This window comes from Bacillus sp. SRB_8, from assembly GCF_003264205.1.
GTDB classification, from domain to species: Bacteria; Bacillota; Bacilli; order Bacillales; family Bacillaceae_G; genus Bacillus_A; species Bacillus_A mycoides.
Map to the genome: position 1 here is coordinate 694850 of NZ_NADT01000018.1, position 17716 is coordinate 712565.

The window sequence follows — 17716 nt, forward strand, 5'->3', positions numbered from 1 at the left end:
TTATTTCGCCCTCTCTACAAAGATTTCGTTTAACGTCGGCTCTAACATTTTAAATTGTCGTAAACCAACACCTTGTTCTTGCAATTGTTGCAAAATCTTTAGAGCTTCTGCATCATCTTGTACTTTCACATAAAGAAGGCCTTGTTGTTTTTCATATGAAACATGTATAGCTTCTAATCCTTTTTCATTCTCTTTTGTATCTTCGATTGTTAAATTACGAAAACCGTATTCTTTCTTAATATCACTTAATTGTCCTTCTACGACTGCTTCACCTTTTTTCAAAATACATACATGTTGGCAAAAAGCCTCTACTTGCTCCATACGGTGACTAGATAAAATAATTGTCTTTCCGCTCTGTACTTGTTCTCCAATAATACTAGCCAACATTCCAGCATTAACTGGATCAAGTCCGCTAAATGGTTCATCCAAAATAAGAAGTTCTGGATCATGAAGAAGAGCAGCAATCAATTGAATTTTTTGCTGGTTCCCTTTCGAAAGTTCTCCTGCTGTTTTGAATTTATATTCTGGGATTGCTAAGCGCTCTAACCAGTGATCAATTGCAAAATCTACTTCTTTTTTCGTCATTCCTTCTAATCTACCAAAATATCGCAACTGGTCTATTACTCTACTTTTTGTATATAAGCCTCTTTCTTCTGGTAAATATCCAATTGTTACCCCGCTATCACCAAATGATTTTCCATCCCACGTAATAGAACCTTCATTTGGCGTTAATAAACCTAGTAACATTTTAATTGTCGTTGTTTTCCCTGCACCATTTCGGCCAAGTAACCCTAACACTTCACCTTTCGGTAACGAGATTTGCAAACCATTAACCGCTTTAGATTCTCCGAATATTTTTGTTAAGTTTTGAATTTGTAAACTCAATGTATAAAGCCTCCCCTTTAGTATCATTCGTACTCTCTATTAAAGACTATGATTGTTCGAAATAAAATATAGTACTATATTTCAATCTTTTATACGTATCATGATCCCCCATCCACTATTTGTTTTATTTAGTTAAAATTGTAAATAACAAAGATATATTTGTCAATTATAATTGTCATTTCGACAATAAAACACGTCAAATCACTTTTTGTTATTTTTCCCATCTTTCTAATATAGGACATACTACTATATATATAAAAGACAATATGCAAATGTTCATAAAAAAATTTTTATATTTTAATATATAATATAAGATGATTTTCTAACATCAAGGAGGATACATATGAAGATGAAAAGGGGCATTACCACTTTATTATCTGTGGCCGTTCTTTCCACATCGCTTGTAGCATGTTCAGGAACAGCTGAGAAAACAGTGGCAAAAGAAGAGAAAGTACAATTAACAGACCAGCAATTGATGGCCGATTTATGGTATCAAACAGCTGGCGAAACGAAAGCACTTTACTACCAAGGCTACAATATTGGTCAATTAAAGCTTGATGCAGCTCTTGCAAAAGGGACAGAAAAAAAACCTGCTATCGTACTTGATCTAGATGAAACTGTTTTAGATAACAGTCCCCATCAAGCAATGAGCGTAAAAACAGGAAAAGGCTATCCTTATAAATGGGACGATTGGATTAATAAGGCTGAAGCTGAAGCTCTTCCAGGCGCTATTGATTTCTTAAAATATACAGAGTCTAAAGGTGTAGATATTTACTACATCTCAAATCGTAAAACAAATCAACTAGATGCAACAATTAAAAACCTTGAGCGCGTAGGTGCTCCTCAAGCGACGAAAGAACATATATTACTACAAGACCCGAAAGAAAAAGGGAAAGAAAAGCGTCGTGAACTTGTTTCTCAAACACATGACATCGTCCTATTCTTCGGTGACAACTTATCTGATTTCACTGGTTTTGATGGAAAATCTGTGAAAGATCGTAATGAAACAGTAGCAGAATCAAAAGCACAATTTGGTGAGAAATTCATCATTTTCCCTAATCCAATGTACGGTGATTGGGAAGGTGCTCTATATGACTATAATTTCAAAAAATCAGATGCAGAAAAAGACAAAATCCGTCGTGACAATTTAAAATCATTTGATGCAAAATAACAAAGAGGATGGCCTTCGCCATCCTCTTTTATTGCATATTTCTTGTTAAAGGTAAAATAAATACTTCTACACGTTTATTTTTCGCTTTTCCTTCTGGCGTATCATTTGGTGCAATTGAACGGTATTCTCCATAACCAACTGCACTAAATTTTTCTGGTTGCAATTCTTTATTTTGGAGTAACACCTGCATAAAATTAACTGCACGCTGTGTACTTAACTCCCAGTTTGATGCAAACTGAGCATTTGCGATAGGAACCGTATCTGTATGACCCGACACTGTAATTTCACGAGGTGATGCTGAAACAAGTAGGTTAGACATCTCTTTTGCAATCCCTAACGATTCCAACTTCACATCTGCTTTCCCTGAATCAAATAGTACATTTTCTAATATCGTTAACATTAATCCTTTTTCAGTTAACTTAGTTTGAAAAGAAGAGGATAGTTGTTTCTCATTAATATATTGATCAATCTTTTTTTGTAATGCTTTCAACTCATCCATTTCTTTTTTTTCTTTAGCTCTATCTTCCGCTTGTTTTTTTGCTTGTTCTGCCTCAAGGCTATTTGCTGATAATTCTTTTTCCTCATTTGGTTTTTGATCGCTTAAAAATTCTTTATTTCCTGTTCCACCGGCTAACTCACTTCGAAAAGCAACTGCCATCTGTTTAAACTTCGCAGCATCTATACTACTCATTGCGAATAATACGATGAACAATGCAAATAACAACGTTAACATATCAGAATATGGAATTAACCAAGTTTCATCGATATGCTCATCATGTTTTTTCTTTTTACCTCTTCTATTTTTCTTACTCCGCATTTTTTTCTGCTCCTTTTTCTAGCTTTTTACGCTCAGTTGCAGAAAGTGCACCTAAAATGCGGTTCTTCATAATAAACGGATATGTACCTTCTTGTAACATTAATAAACAATCAATAATTAAACGTTTCTTCTCTAATTCAGCAGCAGACTTTTGCTTTAATTTATTTGCAAACGGATGCCATAATACGTAACCTGAAAAAATACCGAAAATCGTTGCAATAAACGCACCTGAAATAGCATGCCCTAGCTTTTCAATATCAGTTAAATTTCCAAGTGCAGCTACTAGACCAATAACAGCACCTAAAACCCCTAGTGTAGGTGCATATGTACCAGCTTGCGAGAAAATAGCAGCCCCTTTTGCATGTCTCTCTTCAATCGCTTCTAATTCGGCTTCTAAAATTTGTTCTAAATCCTCTGCAGATACACCATCAATAACAAATTTCATACCACGCAAAAGAAATTCATCTTCAATTTCATCTAATTGTTGCTCTAAAGACAAAATACCGTATTTTCTACTCTCAGATGTCCAATGAACAAATAATTCTAGCAATTGTTCATAACTTAAATCTTTTTTATTTGAACCAAAAAGAACTTTAAATAATTTTGGAACTCTTTTTAGTTGATTCATCGGAAATGCAATACACACTGCAGCAAATGTACCGACGAAAATAATTAGTGCTGCGGCAGGATTTAGTAAGGCTGTTATGTCAGCGCCCTTGACGACCATCCCTACGACTACCGCTAATACTCCTAAAATGATTCCAATAATTGTTGCAAAATCCATTCCCATTCACTCCTAGTCTATACAAGAAGTCTTTTATTCTCGATAATCGCTACATCTTCTTATATGTATATATTACATAAAAAATGAACTTCATGAAAGATAAGAAATGAATTATATGAAAAAATACTACATTTTCTGACATTTTCTTTGCATTTCTATTACGTTACGACTCTTATATTTCTTTTTCAATAAGCTAGACTTATAATAAAACCGATACATATTTTATTAAGAAAGGACAGTGATTACAAGGTATCATGAAAAAGATAATAATTATTTCTGCCGCTACTATTGTAATCGGTATCACATCTTTCGCTTACTTTGGTTCTAAATCACCACTGCAAAACGAGGCGAAAGCTGTCGAAAGTCAAAAGCATAGTAACCATCCAAAAGAAGAAATCCCTGCTTTTCCAAAAGCTAATCCTAATGCAAAGAAACTAAATGATAAATTTTCCGTTGTAACAAACCCAGATTCTGCTCTTGTATTAGTCAATAAACATCGTAAATTACCAGATGGGTACATTCCAGAAGATTTGACGAAACCGAACGTACCATTTACTAGTCCAAAAGATAAAGAGAAAACATTACTTCGTAAAGATGCTGCAGACGCTCTTGAGCAGATGTTCCAAGCAGCAAAAGAAGAAGGTTTAGAACTTACAGCAGTTTCAGGTTACCGTTCTTACAAACGCCAACAGTCATTACATAACACATATATTAAGCGCCAAGGAAAAGCTGAAGCTGATTCGGTAAGTGCAATTCCTGGAACAAGTGAGCATCAAACTGGTCTAGCAATGGATATTAGCTCAAAATCTGCTAAATTCCAATTAGAACCAATCTTCGGAGAGACAGCAGAAGGAAAATGGGTTGCAGAACATGCCCATGAGTTCGGATTTGTCATTCGTTATTTAGAGGATAAAACAAAGACAACAGAGTATTCATACGAACCGTGGCACTTACGCTACGTCGGCAATCCATATGCCGCATACATATATAAACACCATCTAACATTAGAAGAGGCGATGGAGGACAAAAAATAAGAGAGCGAATCGCTCTCTTATTTTTCTTTTATTCTATTATATCAGCAATTTTTTCCATTCCTCCGGCCACGGTTCGCCTCTTCCAGTTTTTTTCGATGCTTGCACCATCATACCGCGTCCAACTAAACAAACTTCTCCTTCTGCATTTTTGACCATATAGTGTAAATCTAAAGAAGAATTCCCAACCGTCTCTGCCTTTACATATACCTTCAACTGTTCATCAAAATAAATTTGCTTAATGAAATTACATTGTAAATCTGCAACAACGATCATCGTTTCTGATGATTCATGTGTCCATTCTTGCATAAATCCAAGTTCTTTAAATAATGCGATACGAGCTTCTTCAAAATATGTAAAAGCAACGACATTATTTACATGTCCAAACATATCTACTTCACCAAAACGAACTTTGACAGGATTATAAAATAAAAAACCACTTTCCCATTGCTCAAAGTCTTCAATATAAGAAATTCTCTTCATCGTTCCCTCTCCTTTTCGCCCTTAAAATAAAGTGAAACTTTAATCAGTGGGGGCTTTGTTCATCCCCCACTGATTATTAGTTGAACCAATCGGGCGTTTACGGGCAGTTGATCTCCCACCTAGCTTCTTTGCTCCACCTGAATTTTGAGGTGGGAGTTTTACTGCCCGTTAATGCGGGATAAACAGAATAAACAGAAAAATAAACTTATAAACATTGCCTCTTCAACAAGAAGAGGCAATGTTTATTAATAGTTATTGTCGCTACCAAAGAAATCTTTGAACGATTGAATTGTTGTATCACGGTTTAATGCTGCAATTGAAGTTGTTAATGGAATACCTTTCGGACATGATTGCACACAGTTTTGAGAGTTACCACAGTTTGCAAGTCCTCCATCACCCATAATTGCACGTAAGCGATCTGCTTTATGCATTTCACCAGTTGGATGCGAGTTAAATAAACGCGCTTGTGAAAGCGGTGCTGGTCCAATAAAGTCAGACTTACTGTTTACGTTCGGACATGACTCTAAGCAAACACCACATGTCATACATTTCGAAAGTTCATATGCCCATTGACGCTTTTTCTCTGGCATTCTTGGACCTGGCCCTAGGTCGTACGTACCGTCGATTGGAATCCAAGCTTTAACACGTTTTAACGCGTTAAACATACGGCTACGGTCAACTTGTAAATCACGTACAATCGGGAATGTCTTCATCGGCTTTAAGCGAATTGGTTGCTCTAACTGGTCAATAAGAGCTGTACATGATTGACGTGGTTTTCCGTTAATCACCATCGAACAAGCACCACATACTTCTTCTAAACAGTTCATATCCCATGCAATCGGAGTCGTCTGGTTTCCTTTTGAATCAACAGGATTACGACGAATTTCCATCAGTGCCGAAATAATGTTCATATTTGGACGATATGGAATTTCAAACTCTTGATCAAACTCTTGTGCATCTGGTCCATCTTGTCTCGTAATGATGAGGCGGATTGTTTTCTCAGACATGTTGCTTATCCCCCTTCTCTTCACCCTTAGCAGCTACATCATGTTTTGAGGAATAGTCACGTTTACGTGGTTTAATTAATGAAACATCCACTTCTTCGTAATGGAATGCTGGTGCCTTTCCTTCTCCCTCAAATTTCGCCATCGTAGTTTTTAAGAAGTTTGCATCATCACGATTTGGGAATTCTGGTTTGTAATGCGCTCCGCGGCTTTCATTACGGTTATATGCGCCAATTGTAATAACACGTGCTAACTCGAACATATTTGCAAGTTGGCGTGTAAATGAAGCACCCTGGTTACTCCATCTTGCTGTATCGTTAATGTTAATGCGTTTGTAACGCGCCATTAACTCTTCAATTTTCGCATCAGTTTCTAGTAACTTTTTATTTTCACGAACTACTGTAACGTTATCTGTCATCCATTCTCCAAGCTCTTTATGAAGAACATATGCATTTTCGTTACCATCAAGCATTAAAATATTGTTAAATTTCTCTGTTTCGATTAATTCATTTTGCTCATATACAGTAGATGAAACAGCATCAGATGATTTAGAAAGACCTTTCATATACTCAATTGCGTTCGGTCCTGCTACCATACCACCGTAAATTGCTGATAATAATGAGTTCGCACCAAGGCGGTTACCACCGTGCATAGAATAATCACACTCACCTGCTGCAAATAAACCTGGAATACTTGTCATTTGCTTATAATCAACCCATAATCCGCCCATTGAATAGTGAACTGCTGGGAAGATTTTCATTGGTAGTTTACGAGGATCATCACCTGTAAATTTCTCATAGATTTCAATAATTCCACCAAGTTTAATATCTAGTTCTTTCGGATCTTTATGAGAAAGATCTAAGTACACCATGTTTTCACCGTTAATACCTAGTTTTTGCTCTACGCAAACATCAAAGATTTCACGCGTTGCAATATCACGAGGTACAAGGTTTCCGTAAGCTGGATATTTTTCTTCTAAGAAGTACCATGGCTTACCATCTTTATACGTCCAAACACGTCCACCTTCACCACGTGCAGATTCACTCATAAGACGTAACTTATCGTCTCCAGGAATTGCCGTTGGATGAATTTGAATGAACTCACCGTTCGCATAATATGCACCTTGTTGATATACAGCAGACGCTGCTGTACCTGTATTAATAATAGAGTTTGTTGATTTTCCAAAGATGATACCAGGGCCCCCTGTTGCCATAATCACGGCATCAGCTTGGAAACTTTTTATCTCCATAGTTTGTAAGTCTTGCGCGACGATTCCTCGGCACACACCTTCATCATCTACAACAGCTCGTAAGAAATCCCAACCTTCATATTTCGTTACAAGTCCTGCTACTTCATGACGACGTACTTGCTCATCTAATGCATATAGTAATTGTTGACCAGTTGTTGCGCCAGCAAATGCTGTACGGTGATGTTGTGTTCCACCGAAACGACGGAAATCCAGAAGTCCTTCTTCCGTACGGTTGAACATAACACCCATGCGGTCCATTAAATGAATAATACCAGGTGCTGCATCACACATCGCTTTAACTGGTGGTTGGTTCGCTAAGAAGTCCCCACCATAAATTGTATCGTCAAAGTGGATCCATGGAGAATCCCCTTCACCTTTTGTATTTACGGCACCGTTAATTCCACCTTGGGCACATACAGAATGTGAACGTTTTACTGGTACTAAAGAAAATAGTTCAACATTTACTCCTGCTTCTGCCGCTTTAATCGTTGCCATTAAGCCGGCCAAGCCACCGCCGACTACTATAAGTTTCCCTTTCATGCTCTCCCACTCCTTACTGGTTTGCTAGCTGTGGATCGATGAACGCTAATAATGCACTCACACCTACATAAGATAGACCTAAGAAAATAGCTAATGTTACATAAGTAGAGATTCTTTGTGAACGTGGAGATACTGTAATTCCCCAGCTTATACAGAATGTCCATAGTCCATTTGCAAAGTGGAAAATTGTTGAAACAACACCAACTAAATAGAAACCAAACATAAATGGGTTGTTTAAAATATCTGCCATCATATCATAGTTTACCTCTTTACCTAACAATGCTTGAATACGAGTTTCCCAGACGTGCCAAGAAATGAAGATCAGCGTAACGATACCTGAAATTCGTTGGAAGACGAACATCCAGTTACGGAAATAGCCGTAAGATACCGCATTGTTCTTAGCTGTAAATGCAATATATAAGCCATATATAGCATGGTACAGTATAGGTAAAAAGATGATGAAAATTTCTAGCGCATACCGGAATGGAAGGAGCTCCATAAAGCCTGCAGCTTTGTTAAAAGCCTCTGCTCCCCTTGTTGCAAAGTTGTTTACAATTAAATGTTGCGTCAAAAAGACACCAACCGGAATGACCCCCATTAATGAGTGCCACTTACGAAACGTATACTCGCGGCCTTTCATGTCCCCATTACCCCCTTGAATGTTTGACTGCTGTTTTCAGATTAATTTACAACAATAATGTTTTTTCACTATTGGCATAAGAAAAACTGAAAAAATTATTCAAAATATTTCAGCATAATTTGATAACAAGTTCATTTTACCCCTATTTTTGTCGAAGCGTCAAGAAAACGTATACATAATTTGCACATAATTTGCATATAATTTGCCAATTCTTTTTTTTTCTTATATATTCAGATTTCCCCAAAGAAAAATCTATTTTTATAAATGAAAAATGTTATATAATAATCCCTATAGAAAGAGGGGAATATTGTGAGCAAAAATACAATCGATATAACATCTTTAGAAGATGTTTCATTGAACGCCTTCGCTTATGAATTGCTACGTGAAGAATTACTACCTGATTTAATTGGTAACGATTTAGATGGTATTTTATACTGGGCCGGTAGAAACCTTGCGAGAAAATATCCGCTAGAAACAATTGAAGAAGTCATTCAGTTTTTTGAAAAAGCTGGTTGGGGCACTTTAAGCATCATTGAACATAAACGTCGTGAAATGCAGTTTCAACTTAAAGGTACACTTATTACTGAGCGTCAAAAACAAAAAAGACATTCATCTTATCAATTAGAAGCTGGATTTATCGCCGAGCAAATTCAAAGACAAAGAAACGTCGTTGCAGAGTCCTATGAGGAACAGAAAAAGCGTTCAGACTCTATTACATTTCTTGTTAAATGGGATATAAAAGATCTCATTGAAGTGTAGCATCTACTTACAGTCAACTAGACATATAAGTTTAGTTGACTTTTTTGTATATTCATTTAGGTGCGTTTATTTTAAATCTTCAGAAATTACACCAAAAAACAGAAGACGTTGTAAACTACAACGTCTTCTTATCTGTTAAATAAGTATAAATCATCTCTGCAACATTTTTCGGCATACCTGCTTCGACAAATTCCGATATGGAAGCTTCTTTCATCTTTTTTAATGAACCAAAATGTTTTAGCAATACCTTTTTTCGTTTATCGCCGATTCCTGGAATATCATCCAATGCTGATTGAATGACCGATTTCCCGTGCAACTGGCGATGGAATGTAATTGCAAATCTATGCACTTCATCTTGAATGCGTTGCAATAAATAAAATTCTTGGCTATTCCTCTCAAGCATCACAGGTTCAGGCGGATCTCCAATGATTAAATGTGATGTTTTATGTTTGTCATCTTTTACAAGCCCTGCCATCGGAATATATAAACCGAGTTCGTTCTCCAGAACATCACTTGTAGCGGCCAGATGGCCTTTTCCACCATCAATAATGATTAAATCTGGTAAAGGTAAATTCTCTTTAAGCGCCCTCGTATAACGGCGTCTTACAACTTCCCTCATAGATTCGTAATCATCAGGACCTTGAACCGTTTTAATTTTATATTTCCGATATTCTTTCTTTGCTGGTTTCCCATCGATAAAAGCAATCATTGCGGAAACGGGATTTGTCCCTTGAATATTCGAGTTATCAAACGCTTCAATACGATATGGTGTTTCAATGCCCAGCTGCTTCCCTAAATTATCAATGGCTTTAACCGTCCGCTCTTCATCACGTTCAATTAAGTGAAATTTCTCTTCTAGTGCAATTTTTGCGTTTTTATTTGCTAATTCTACAAGGTCTTTTTTCTTCCCACGCTTCGGCTGTGTCGCTTCAACTTCTAAAAAGCGCTCTACTAATTCTGAATCTATACTTCCTGGAACAACAATTTCCTTCGGCTTGAAATGACTACTGTTTTCATAAAATTGACCGATAAAAGTTAAAAATCCCTCTTCTGGTTCATCATAAATTGGGAACATAGAAACATCACGTTCAATTAGCTTTCCTTTTCGAACGAAGAAAACTTGAACACACATCCACCCTTTATCAACTGCATATCCAAACACATCACGATCCACTAAATCACTCATAATCATCTTTTGCTTTTCCATAATTGCATCAATATGAGCAATTTGATCTCGCAACTCTTTCGCCCGTTCAAATTCTAGCTTTTCTGAAGCCTCATACATCTTCGTTTCTAATTCTGAACGAATTTCTTTATGCCCACCGTTTAAGAATTTAATAATTTCATCAACAATTTCTTTGTTTTGCTCATCCGTTACTTCTTTCACACAAGGTGCTAAACATTGACCCATATGATAATACAAGCAAACTTTATCTGGCATATTTGAACATTTACGAAGTGGATACATACGATCTAATAATTTCTTTGTTTCATGTGCCGATTGCGCATTTGGATAAGGCCCAAAGTACTTTCCTTTATCCTTTTTTACATTTCGCGTAATGAGTAAGCGCGGCTGTTTTTCAGCTGTAATTTTAATGAAAGGATATGTTTTATCATCTTTTAATTGAATATTATATTTTGGATCATATTTTTTTATTAAATTTAACTCTAAAATAAGAGCCTCCAAATTTGAGGAAGTCACAATATATTCAAAATCAACAATTTCTCCAACAAGCCGAAGTGTTTTCCCATCATGCGAACCAGTAAAGTACGAGCGCACACGATTTTTGAGTACCTTTGCTTTTCCGACATATATAACCGTTCCCTGCTTATCCTTCATTAAATAACAACCAGGTTGATCGGGCAAAATTGCTAACTTCTCTTTTAAATGCTCGTGCACTCGTCTCCCTCCATTTCTACATGCTTATGCTTATCATTTTTATTTTCACATAAAAACATACTATGCCAAAACACCCAACATACGTTCTTTTATTGTAACGGAAAGGTTGTAAAAAAGAAAATAAAAAAGCTACCAAATGGTAGCTTCTTTATTTTAGAAGTGTTTAGAAACTAATTCTACTAACGCTTCTTTCGGTTTATATCCTAACGCTTGATCAACTACTTTACCGTCTTTTAATACGAAAAGAGCTGGAATGCTCATTACTTCGAATTGACGAGCAGTTTCTTGGTTTTCATCAACGTCCACTTTTACTACTTTTACTTTCTCGCCTAACTCTGAATCGATTTCCTCTAATACAGGAGCGATCATTTTACAAGGTCCGCACCAAGGCGCCCAGAAATCTAATAGTACAACACCTTCGCTAGTTTCAGCTGCGAAGCTTTGGTCATTTGCATTTATAATTGCCATTTTATTTCCTCCTTCAAGTATATTCTACCAAGAGTATATCATTAACTTTTATACGTGGCGAATATTATGTATCGTTATGTATTGTAACAAAAAAATGTTCCTTTATACTATATAAAAATATGGATGAAATACTAAAAAGATGAGAGACAGGGGATCTCTCACCTTTTTCTATATATAGGGGTACTTCACTTGGAACTCAAGGGTACTCAAATCATGAATGTACTTTTAACTTTTTAAACTCTTCTGTTAAAAGAGGTAATACTTCAAACAGATCACCGACAATACCATAGTCAGCTACTTTGAAGATACTAGCTTCTGGATCTTTATTAATCGCAACAATTATTTTTGAATTAGACATACCAGCTAAATGCTGAATCGCACCAGAAATCCCGCATGCAATGTATAGGTCTGGTGTAACAACTTTACCTGTTTGACCAATTTGTAATGAATAATCACAGTACTCAGCATCACAAGCACCACGAGATGCTCCAACAGCGCCGCCTAGTAAGTCAGCTAATTCTTTTAACGGTTTAAATCCTTCTTCACTCTTCACACCACGTCCACCAGCTATAATAACTTTCGCTTCAGAAAGATCAACACCTTCTGCAGTTTTACGGACAACATCTTGAATGATTGTACGTAAATCTTTCACATCAACTGCAATAGAAGACACGTCAGCTGTGCGAGACTCGTCTTTTTCAAGAGTTGCAATGTTATTTGGACGCACTGTCGCAAATAATATACCATCTGTTACAATCTTCTTCTCAAATGCTTTACCAGAGTAAATCGGACGAGTGAAGATAACATTTCCACCTTCAACTTCTAAAGCCGTTACGTCAGAAATTAAACCAGCTTCTAATTTCGCTGCTAATTTTGGTGATAAATCTTTACCAAGTGCCGTATGTCCAAATACAATGCCTTCTGGCTTTTCTTCAGCATATACAGCTAAAAACGCTTGTGCATATCCATCAGATGTATATGATTTTAATTTATCATTTTCAACTGTCACAACGCGATCTACACCGTAATGAATCAATTCATTTGCAAAAGAGGCAACGCTGTCTCCAACTAGAAGACCTACCACTTCACCGCCTTCTGCAATTGTTTTTGCTGCTGCTACCGCTTCAAACGAAACGTTACGTAGCGATCCATCACGAACTTCACCCATTACTAATACTTTACGAGCCATAGATTTTCCCTCCTGCATATATAATTTCGTATTTTATTAGATTACTTTCGCTTCTGTATGGAGCAACGATACAAGTTCTTTTACTTGATCTTGCAGCTCGCCTTGTAACACTTTTCCTGCATCTTTCTTAGGAGGCAAATAGATTTCAATTGTTTTTGTTTTTGCTTCCACATCATCTTCTTCTAAATCTAAATCATCTAATTCTACTTCTTCTAGTGGCTTCTTCTTCGCTTTCATAATACCTGGAAGTGATGGATAACGCGGTTCATTTAAACCTTGTTGCGCTGTTACTAGAAGAGGTAATGATGATTCAATTACTTCTGTATCCCCTTCAACATCACGCTCAATCTTCACATTTGTACCATCAATTTCAAGCTTCGTAATCGTCGTTACGTATGGGATATTTAACGCTTCAGCTACTCGTGGACCAACTTGTCCAGATGCACCGTCAATCGCAACGTTCCCGCCTAAAATTAAATCGATTTCTTTATCTTTTAAATATTCAGCAAGCACTTTTGCTGTTGTAAATTGGTCACCATTCTCAACATCATCTTCAATGTTAATTAGTACCGCTTTATCGCAGCCCATCGCTAATGCTGTGCGAAGTTCTTTTTCACTATCCTCGCCACCAACTGTTATAACAGTAACTTCTCCACCTTGTGCATCTCTTACTTGAATCGCTTCTTCAATCGCATATTCATCGTAAGGGTTGATGATGAATTCCGCTTCGCCATCGTAAATTGCACCGTTTTTAATTACGATTTTTTCTTCTGTATCAAATGTTCGTTTCATGAGTACGTAGATGTTCATTCCATTTACCCCCTTATTTTTCAGAAAGATTCTATCAATTTTAAAATTCTGTTAATTTTTATTAAAAAAATAATTGGACTACCTACCACTAAATGAAGGCCTACGTTTTTCTAAAAACGCTGCTACGCCTTCTCTTCCATCTTCACTCGTAAATACTTCACCAAAAATCTGTGATTCACGCTGTACACCTTCATAATAATGAGACGATTTTGTCGTTTGTAATAACTCTAGCACAGCACGAGTTGTTGCTGGGCTTTTTCCAGCAATCTGTTTTGCAATTTTAAGCGTATCTTCTAAAATGGATTCTTCAGAAAACACTCCGTTAACAAGTCCCCATTGTAATGCTTCTGCACCAGTAATTGGTGTACTTGTTAACATCATTTCACAAGCTTTCGCTTTACCAACATAACGTGGTAAGCGCTGTGTACCTGCAAAACCAGGAATTAATCCAAGTGTTAATTCAGGTAAACCAAGCTTTGTACTTTCAGTTACAAAGCGCATGTGGCAAGACATAGCAAACTCAAGGCCGCCGCCAAGTGCCGCTCCATGAATTGCCGCAATAACTGGTTTTGAGCATTTTTCAACACGCTCAAACGTAACTTGTCCAAGCTGTGCTAACTCTGTTGCTTGCTTCGCTTCAGTAACAGATGTAAATTCTTTAATATCTGCCCCTGCTGAGAAAAAGCGTCCTTCACCATGTAAAACAACAACACGAATGTTATCATCCTTTTCCACTTGATCGATTAATTCAGTAACGTCATGCATAACTTGTGAAGACATCGCATTAGCTGGCGCATGATTTAACGTCGCCACCGCGATATGATCTTCAACTTTTACAGATAGGAATTTCAACATGATCCCTCCCATTATTGACGATAACCACAAGCTGCAATAAGTAGCCCATGTACCGTTTTTGAAAGTGCGACCAGATCATACTTATGATCGCTCATTACCCAATTGGTCACAACTTCATCTACTGTTCCAAAGATCATTTGTCTTGCCACGCGAACGTTTAAATCCGCCTGAAATTCACCTTGCTTTATACCTGTCTCTAAAATCTCATCCATAACTTGTAAGTAGCCTTTTAATACTTCATTTATTTTAAGGCGCAAGTCTTGATTGGACTGCCTTAGCTCTAATTGCGTAACGATAGCAAGAGGATCATTTTGTGACAACAGCAAGAAGTGCGTTTCTACCAACATGAATAACTTCGCTACAGCGCTTTCAATTCCTGCTATTTTTTGACGAATTGTTTCAACAAATTCTCCCATCTTCTCTTGGAATAAGGATATTAATATATCTTCTTTATTTTTAAAATATAAATAAATCGTGCCATCAGCTACCCCAGCTTGCTTTGCAATTTTAGAAACTTGCGCTTGATGGTATCCATTCTCCGCAATCACAATGACTGCAGCATCAATAATCTGATTGTATTTCGGTCTATTTTTCTTCACTTTACTGTCCCCTTCAAGAAGATGACTGAATGAATAGTCATTCATATTCTTATAATACTGACTATTTAGAAAAGTGTCAATCCTATTTTTTCAAAAAGAAAGGGCCTTAGCCCGTTTGCTCATCCTCATTCTTTCTCTTCTCTTCATCTATTAGGACACGGCGTAAAATTTTTCCGACTGTCGTCTTCGGCAACTCACTTCTAAACTCATATACCTTCGGAACTTTGTAAGCTGCTAAATATTTACGTGCAAACTGATCTAATTCTTCTTCAGAACACTCAGTTCCTTCTTTCAAAACAACAAACGCTTTTACAGTTTCCCCTCGATACGGATCAGGAACACCGATTGTTACCACTTCTTGCACCTTTTCGTGTTCATATAAAACTTCTTCTATTTCACGAGGATATACGTTAAAGCCACTAGCAACGATCATATCTTTCTTACGATCTTTCACATAGAAAAAGCCATCCTCATCCATGTATCCTACATCACCTGTATGGAGCCAGCCATCTTGCAGTACAGCTGCCGTTTCTTCTGGCTTATTCCAATACCCTTTCATAATTTGTGGGCCCTTTACAACAATTTCACCAATTTCACCTGGAGGTAATGACTCTCCTGTTTCAAGTGACATGATGATTGCCTCTGTATCCGGCCACGGTACCCCAATACTTCCCGGCACACGCTTTTCCCACAAAAAATTCCCATGTGTAACTGGTGATGACTCCGTTAATCCATAACCCTCTACTAATTTACCACCTGTAACTCTCTCAAACTCCTCCTGCACTTCTACAGGAAGCGGCGCAGAACCACTAATACAAGCCTGAATTGAAGAAATATCATATTCTTTTAAAAGAGGACTATTTAATAGAGCAATATAAATGGTTGGTGCTCCTGGAAATAGTGTAACTTTATGTTTCTTAATTGCTTCAAAAACCATTTTCATATCAAACTTCGGAATAAGCACCATTTTATATCCTTGCATAATACTTAAATTCATTACAGCTGTCATCCCGTACACATGAAAAAACGGAAGAACACCAAGAATTACCTCTTCTCCTTCTTTACAATTATATAACCAATGCGCTCCCATTAAAGTGTTCGAAACGAGGTTTTTATGCGTTAACATAACCCCTTTTGGAAACCCTGTCGTTCCCCCTGTATACTGCAAAAGGGCTAGATCATTTTCAGGATCACATGGAACTTCAACATCAGCATTACTTTCTCTTTCTACCGATTTCCAAAGATGAATCGTTTCGCTTTCCGACACATTCACAACAAGATTTGCCTGCTTTTTTTGTACAAATGGATAAAGTAAATTTTTAGGGAATGGTAAAAAATCTGCAATACGGGTTACGATAATATGCTCAAGCTTTGTTGCAGTTTGAACATTAGTAACTCTCGGAAACACTAAATCCAGGCAAAGAATAGCTTTTGCCCCTGAGTCATGAAGTTGGTACTCAAGCTCTCTTTCTGTATAAAGAGGATTCGTTTGTACAACAATCCCCCCCGCAAGCAAAGTACCATAATAACCAATTACAGATTGCGGACAATTCGGTAACATAATCGCAACTCTATCGCCTTTTTCAATACCAAGCCTTTGAAGGTAATTCGCAAATTTCTTTACCTTGTCATGGAAATCTGAAAATGTAACATCTTTACCTAAAAAGTGAAGCGCTTTCTTTTCTGGATAACGAGCAGCCATTTTCTCTAAATATCCATGAAGTGGCTGAATATCATATGAAATCGTACCTGGGATTTCCTCTGGATAACTCTGCAACCAAGGTTTTTCCACTCTCATTCCCCCTTCCAATACTTGTGAAAATAAATGAATGTTCATTCATGATGGTTGTTTTCATTATATTATAGTCGTAACATCGTTACAATCATAATATTCTGACTTTTTATAACTATGCTTTACTTCCTTAACTTCTTATTATATGTAGAAACTCTCCTAATTTTAAAAGAATAAGAGAGTTCACGTTACTTAGCTTAATCTTATAATCGTTAAAACTGCACCAGGTGTAGTCGTTGATAATGTGGCAACAGCTAACAATCCAAACAACTGCAAACTAATTGCACTCCCCGCTGCAAGAGTCGTAATAATTGTTGCACTAAATGAAGTCGTTGCTAATGCAGGAGAGTTGATAGTCCCAGCAAGCGGTGCCCCATTAATTGTAATTCGCGAACTAACTAATAATGAAGCTGTTATATTAATTGTATATGAAATATAATAATTCCCTGCATTTGCGGCCGTAAATACTGTGTTCCCCCCCGACACTGTAATTCCTGGACCGATATTCTGATTATTTGGAAGTGGGACATTTGTCCCACCAAGTAATACTGATATTGCCGTACCCGATGTATTATTCGCAAATGCATACGTTGCCGTGATACTTGTACCTGTTACTCCCGTCGCTCCTGTTTCACCTGTTGCTCCTGTTGCTCCCGTTACTCCCGTTACTCCCGTTGCTCCTGTTGCTCCTGTTGCTCCCGTTGCTCCTGTCGCTCCCGTTGCTCCTGTTGCTCCTGTTG

At 37.1% G+C, this 17716-nt stretch carries 18 protein-coding genes; 3 read left to right on the forward strand and 15 right to left on the reverse strand.

From position 1 onward, the window contains the following. Positions 1-885 carry an ABC transporter ATP-binding protein gene (locus B5P40_RS13735; protein WP_002192446.1) on the reverse strand — a complete coding sequence of 295 codons (885 nt, stop codon included), beginning with the start codon at positions 883-885 and terminating at the stop codon, positions 1-3. A 343-nt stretch (positions 886-1228) separates the two neighbouring features. Here B5P40_RS13735 and B5P40_RS13740 point away from each other — a divergent pair, with 343 nt between their 5' ends. Further along, on the forward strand, positions 1229-2056 hold the full coding sequence (locus B5P40_RS13740; RefSeq protein ID WP_002190803.1) for a 5'-nucleotidase, lipoprotein e(P4) family: 828 nt from the start codon (positions 1229-1231) through the stop codon (positions 2054-2056). A gap of 28 nt (positions 2057-2084) precedes the next feature. On the opposite strand, the gene motB is transcribed toward B5P40_RS13740, so the two are convergent. Continuing rightward, complete coding sequence (motB, locus tag B5P40_RS13745; RefSeq protein ID WP_113709326.1) at positions 2085-2873, reverse strand: flagellar motor protein MotB; 789 nt, start codon at positions 2871-2873, stop codon at positions 2085-2087. Beyond that, positions 2863-3657 carry a flagellar motor stator protein MotA gene (motA, locus tag B5P40_RS13750; protein ID WP_002129301.1) on the reverse strand — a complete coding sequence of 265 codons (795 nt, stop codon included), beginning with the start codon at positions 3655-3657 and terminating at the stop codon, positions 2863-2865. The genes motB and motA overlap by 11 nt, the downstream gene beginning before the upstream one ends. Positions 3658-3911: 254 nt before the next feature. Between motA and B5P40_RS13755 the strand changes: the two genes are divergently transcribed. Next, on the forward strand, positions 3912-4691 hold the full coding sequence (locus B5P40_RS13755) for a M15 family metallopeptidase (RefSeq protein ID WP_002190805.1): 780 nt from the start codon (positions 3912-3914) through the stop codon (positions 4689-4691). A 36-nt stretch (positions 4692-4727) separates the two neighbouring features. On the opposite strand, the gene B5P40_RS13760 is transcribed toward B5P40_RS13755, so the two are convergent. The 4 genes from B5P40_RS13760 to sdhC all read right to left on the reverse strand — a co-directional run bounded on the left by B5P40_RS13760 (position 4728) and on the right by sdhC (position 8604). Further along, a complete protein-coding gene (locus B5P40_RS13760) occupies positions 4728-5171 on the reverse strand; it encodes an acyl-CoA thioesterase (protein ID WP_113709327.1) in 444 nt (147 codons plus the stop codon). 245 nt (positions 5172-5416) lie between these two features. After that, on the reverse strand, positions 5417-6178 hold the full coding sequence (sdhB, locus tag B5P40_RS13765) for a succinate dehydrogenase iron-sulfur subunit (protein ID WP_002088861.1): 762 nt from the start codon (positions 6176-6178) through the stop codon (positions 5417-5419). Next, positions 6171-7964, reverse strand: a complete 1794-nt coding sequence (sdhA, locus tag B5P40_RS13770; protein ID WP_002034228.1) for a succinate dehydrogenase flavoprotein subunit — start codon at positions 7962-7964, stop codon at positions 6171-6173. Before sdhA ends, sdhB begins: the two co-directional genes overlap by 8 nt. A gap of 13 nt (positions 7965-7977) precedes the next feature. Next, positions 7978-8604 (reverse strand): succinate dehydrogenase cytochrome B558, encoded by a 627-nt coding sequence (sdhC, locus tag B5P40_RS13775; RefSeq protein WP_002015407.1) that lies wholly within the window; start codon positions 8602-8604, stop codon positions 7978-7980. A 309-nt stretch (positions 8605-8913) separates the two neighbouring features. Between sdhC and B5P40_RS13780 the strand changes: the two genes are divergently transcribed. After that, entirely contained in the window at positions 8914-9363 is a 450-nt protein-coding gene (locus B5P40_RS13780; protein ID WP_002015405.1) for a YslB family protein, read from the forward strand. Positions 9364-9478: 115 nt separating this feature from the next. Here the strand turns inward: B5P40_RS13780 and uvrC are convergent, their stop codons facing one another. The 8 genes from uvrC to B5P40_RS13820 form a co-directional block, all read right to left on the reverse strand. Beyond that, positions 9479-11263 carry an excinuclease ABC subunit C gene (uvrC, locus tag B5P40_RS13785; protein WP_113709328.1) on the reverse strand — a complete coding sequence of 595 codons (1785 nt, stop codon included), beginning with the start codon at positions 11261-11263 and terminating at the stop codon, positions 9479-9481. A 153-nt stretch (positions 11264-11416) separates the two neighbouring features. Then, positions 11417-11731: a thioredoxin gene (gene trxA / locus B5P40_RS13790; protein WP_000974757.1), complete on the reverse strand. Its 315-nt coding sequence runs from the start codon at positions 11729-11731 to the stop codon at positions 11417-11419. Between the two features lie 211 nt (positions 11732-11942). Continuing rightward, the gene (etfA, locus tag B5P40_RS13795; protein WP_113709329.1) at positions 11943-12920 is read right to left on the reverse strand and encodes an electron transfer flavoprotein subunit alpha; all 978 of its coding nucleotides are present in this window, start codon (positions 12918-12920) and stop codon (positions 11943-11945) included. Between the two features lie 36 nt (positions 12921-12956). Continuing rightward, positions 12957-13730, reverse strand: a complete 774-nt coding sequence (etfB, locus tag B5P40_RS13800) for an electron transfer flavoprotein subunit beta (RefSeq protein WP_002088867.1) — start codon at positions 13728-13730, stop codon at positions 12957-12959. A 78-nt stretch (positions 13731-13808) separates the two neighbouring features. Then, positions 13809-14585 carry an enoyl-CoA hydratase gene (locus B5P40_RS13805; protein WP_113709330.1) on the reverse strand — a complete coding sequence of 259 codons (777 nt, stop codon included), beginning with the start codon at positions 14583-14585 and terminating at the stop codon, positions 13809-13811. Positions 14586-14596: 11 nt separating this feature from the next. After that, positions 14597-15184 (reverse strand): fatty acid metabolism transcriptional regulator FadR, encoded by a 588-nt coding sequence (locus B5P40_RS13810; protein ID WP_012261773.1) that lies wholly within the window; start codon positions 15182-15184, stop codon positions 14597-14599. 106 nt (positions 15185-15290) lie between these two features. Continuing rightward, entirely contained in the window at positions 15291-16976 is a 1686-nt protein-coding gene (locus tag B5P40_RS13815) for a long-chain-fatty-acid--CoA ligase (protein ID WP_085312458.1), read from the reverse strand. A 192-nt stretch (positions 16977-17168) separates the two neighbouring features. Next, positions 17169-17716, reverse strand: a 548-nt coding sequence (locus tag B5P40_RS13820) for a BclA C-terminal domain-containing protein (protein ID WP_483296262.1), incomplete at its 5' end; no start/stop codon positions are given.

Coding starts and splice junctions, on each gene's coding strand:
- B5P40_RS13740 (WP_002190803.1), top strand. CDS start 1,229: ATGAAGATGAAAAGGGGCATTACCACTTTATTATCTGTGGCCGTTCTT.
- motB (WP_113709326.1), bottom strand. CDS start 2,873: ATGCGGAGTAAGAAAAATAGAAGAGGTAAAAAGAAAAAACATGATGAG.
- motA (WP_002129301.1), bottom strand. CDS start 3,657: ATGGATTTTGCAACAATTATTGGAATCATTTTAGGAGTATTAGCGGTA.
- B5P40_RS13755 (WP_002190805.1), top strand. CDS start 3,912: ATGAAAAAGATAATAATTATTTCTGCCGCTACTATTGTAATCGGTATC.
- B5P40_RS13760 (WP_113709327.1), bottom strand. CDS start 5,171: ATGAAGAGAATTTCTTATATTGAAGACTTTGAGCAATGGGAAAGTGGT.
- sdhB (WP_002088861.1), bottom strand. CDS start 6,178: ATGTCTGAGAAAACAATCCGCCTCATCATTACGAGACAAGATGGACCA.
- sdhA (WP_002034228.1), bottom strand. CDS start 7,964: ATGAAAGGGAAACTTATAGTAGTCGGCGGTGGCTTGGCCGGCTTAATG.
- sdhC (WP_002015407.1), bottom strand. CDS start 8,604: ATGAAAGGCCGCGAGTATACGTTTCGTAAGTGGCACTCATTAATGGGG.
- trxA (WP_000974757.1), bottom strand. CDS start 11,731: ATGGCAATTATAAATGCAAATGACCAAAGCTTCGCAGCTGAAACTAGC.
- etfA (WP_113709329.1), bottom strand. CDS start 12,920: ATGGCTCGTAAAGTATTAGTAATGGGTGAAGTTCGTGATGGATCGCTA.
- etfB (WP_002088867.1), bottom strand. CDS start 13,730: ATGAACATCTACGTACTCATGAAACGAACATTTGATACAGAAGAAAAA.
- B5P40_RS13805 (WP_113709330.1), bottom strand. CDS start 14,585: ATGTTGAAATTCCTATCTGTAAAAGTTGAAGATCATATCGCGGTGGCG.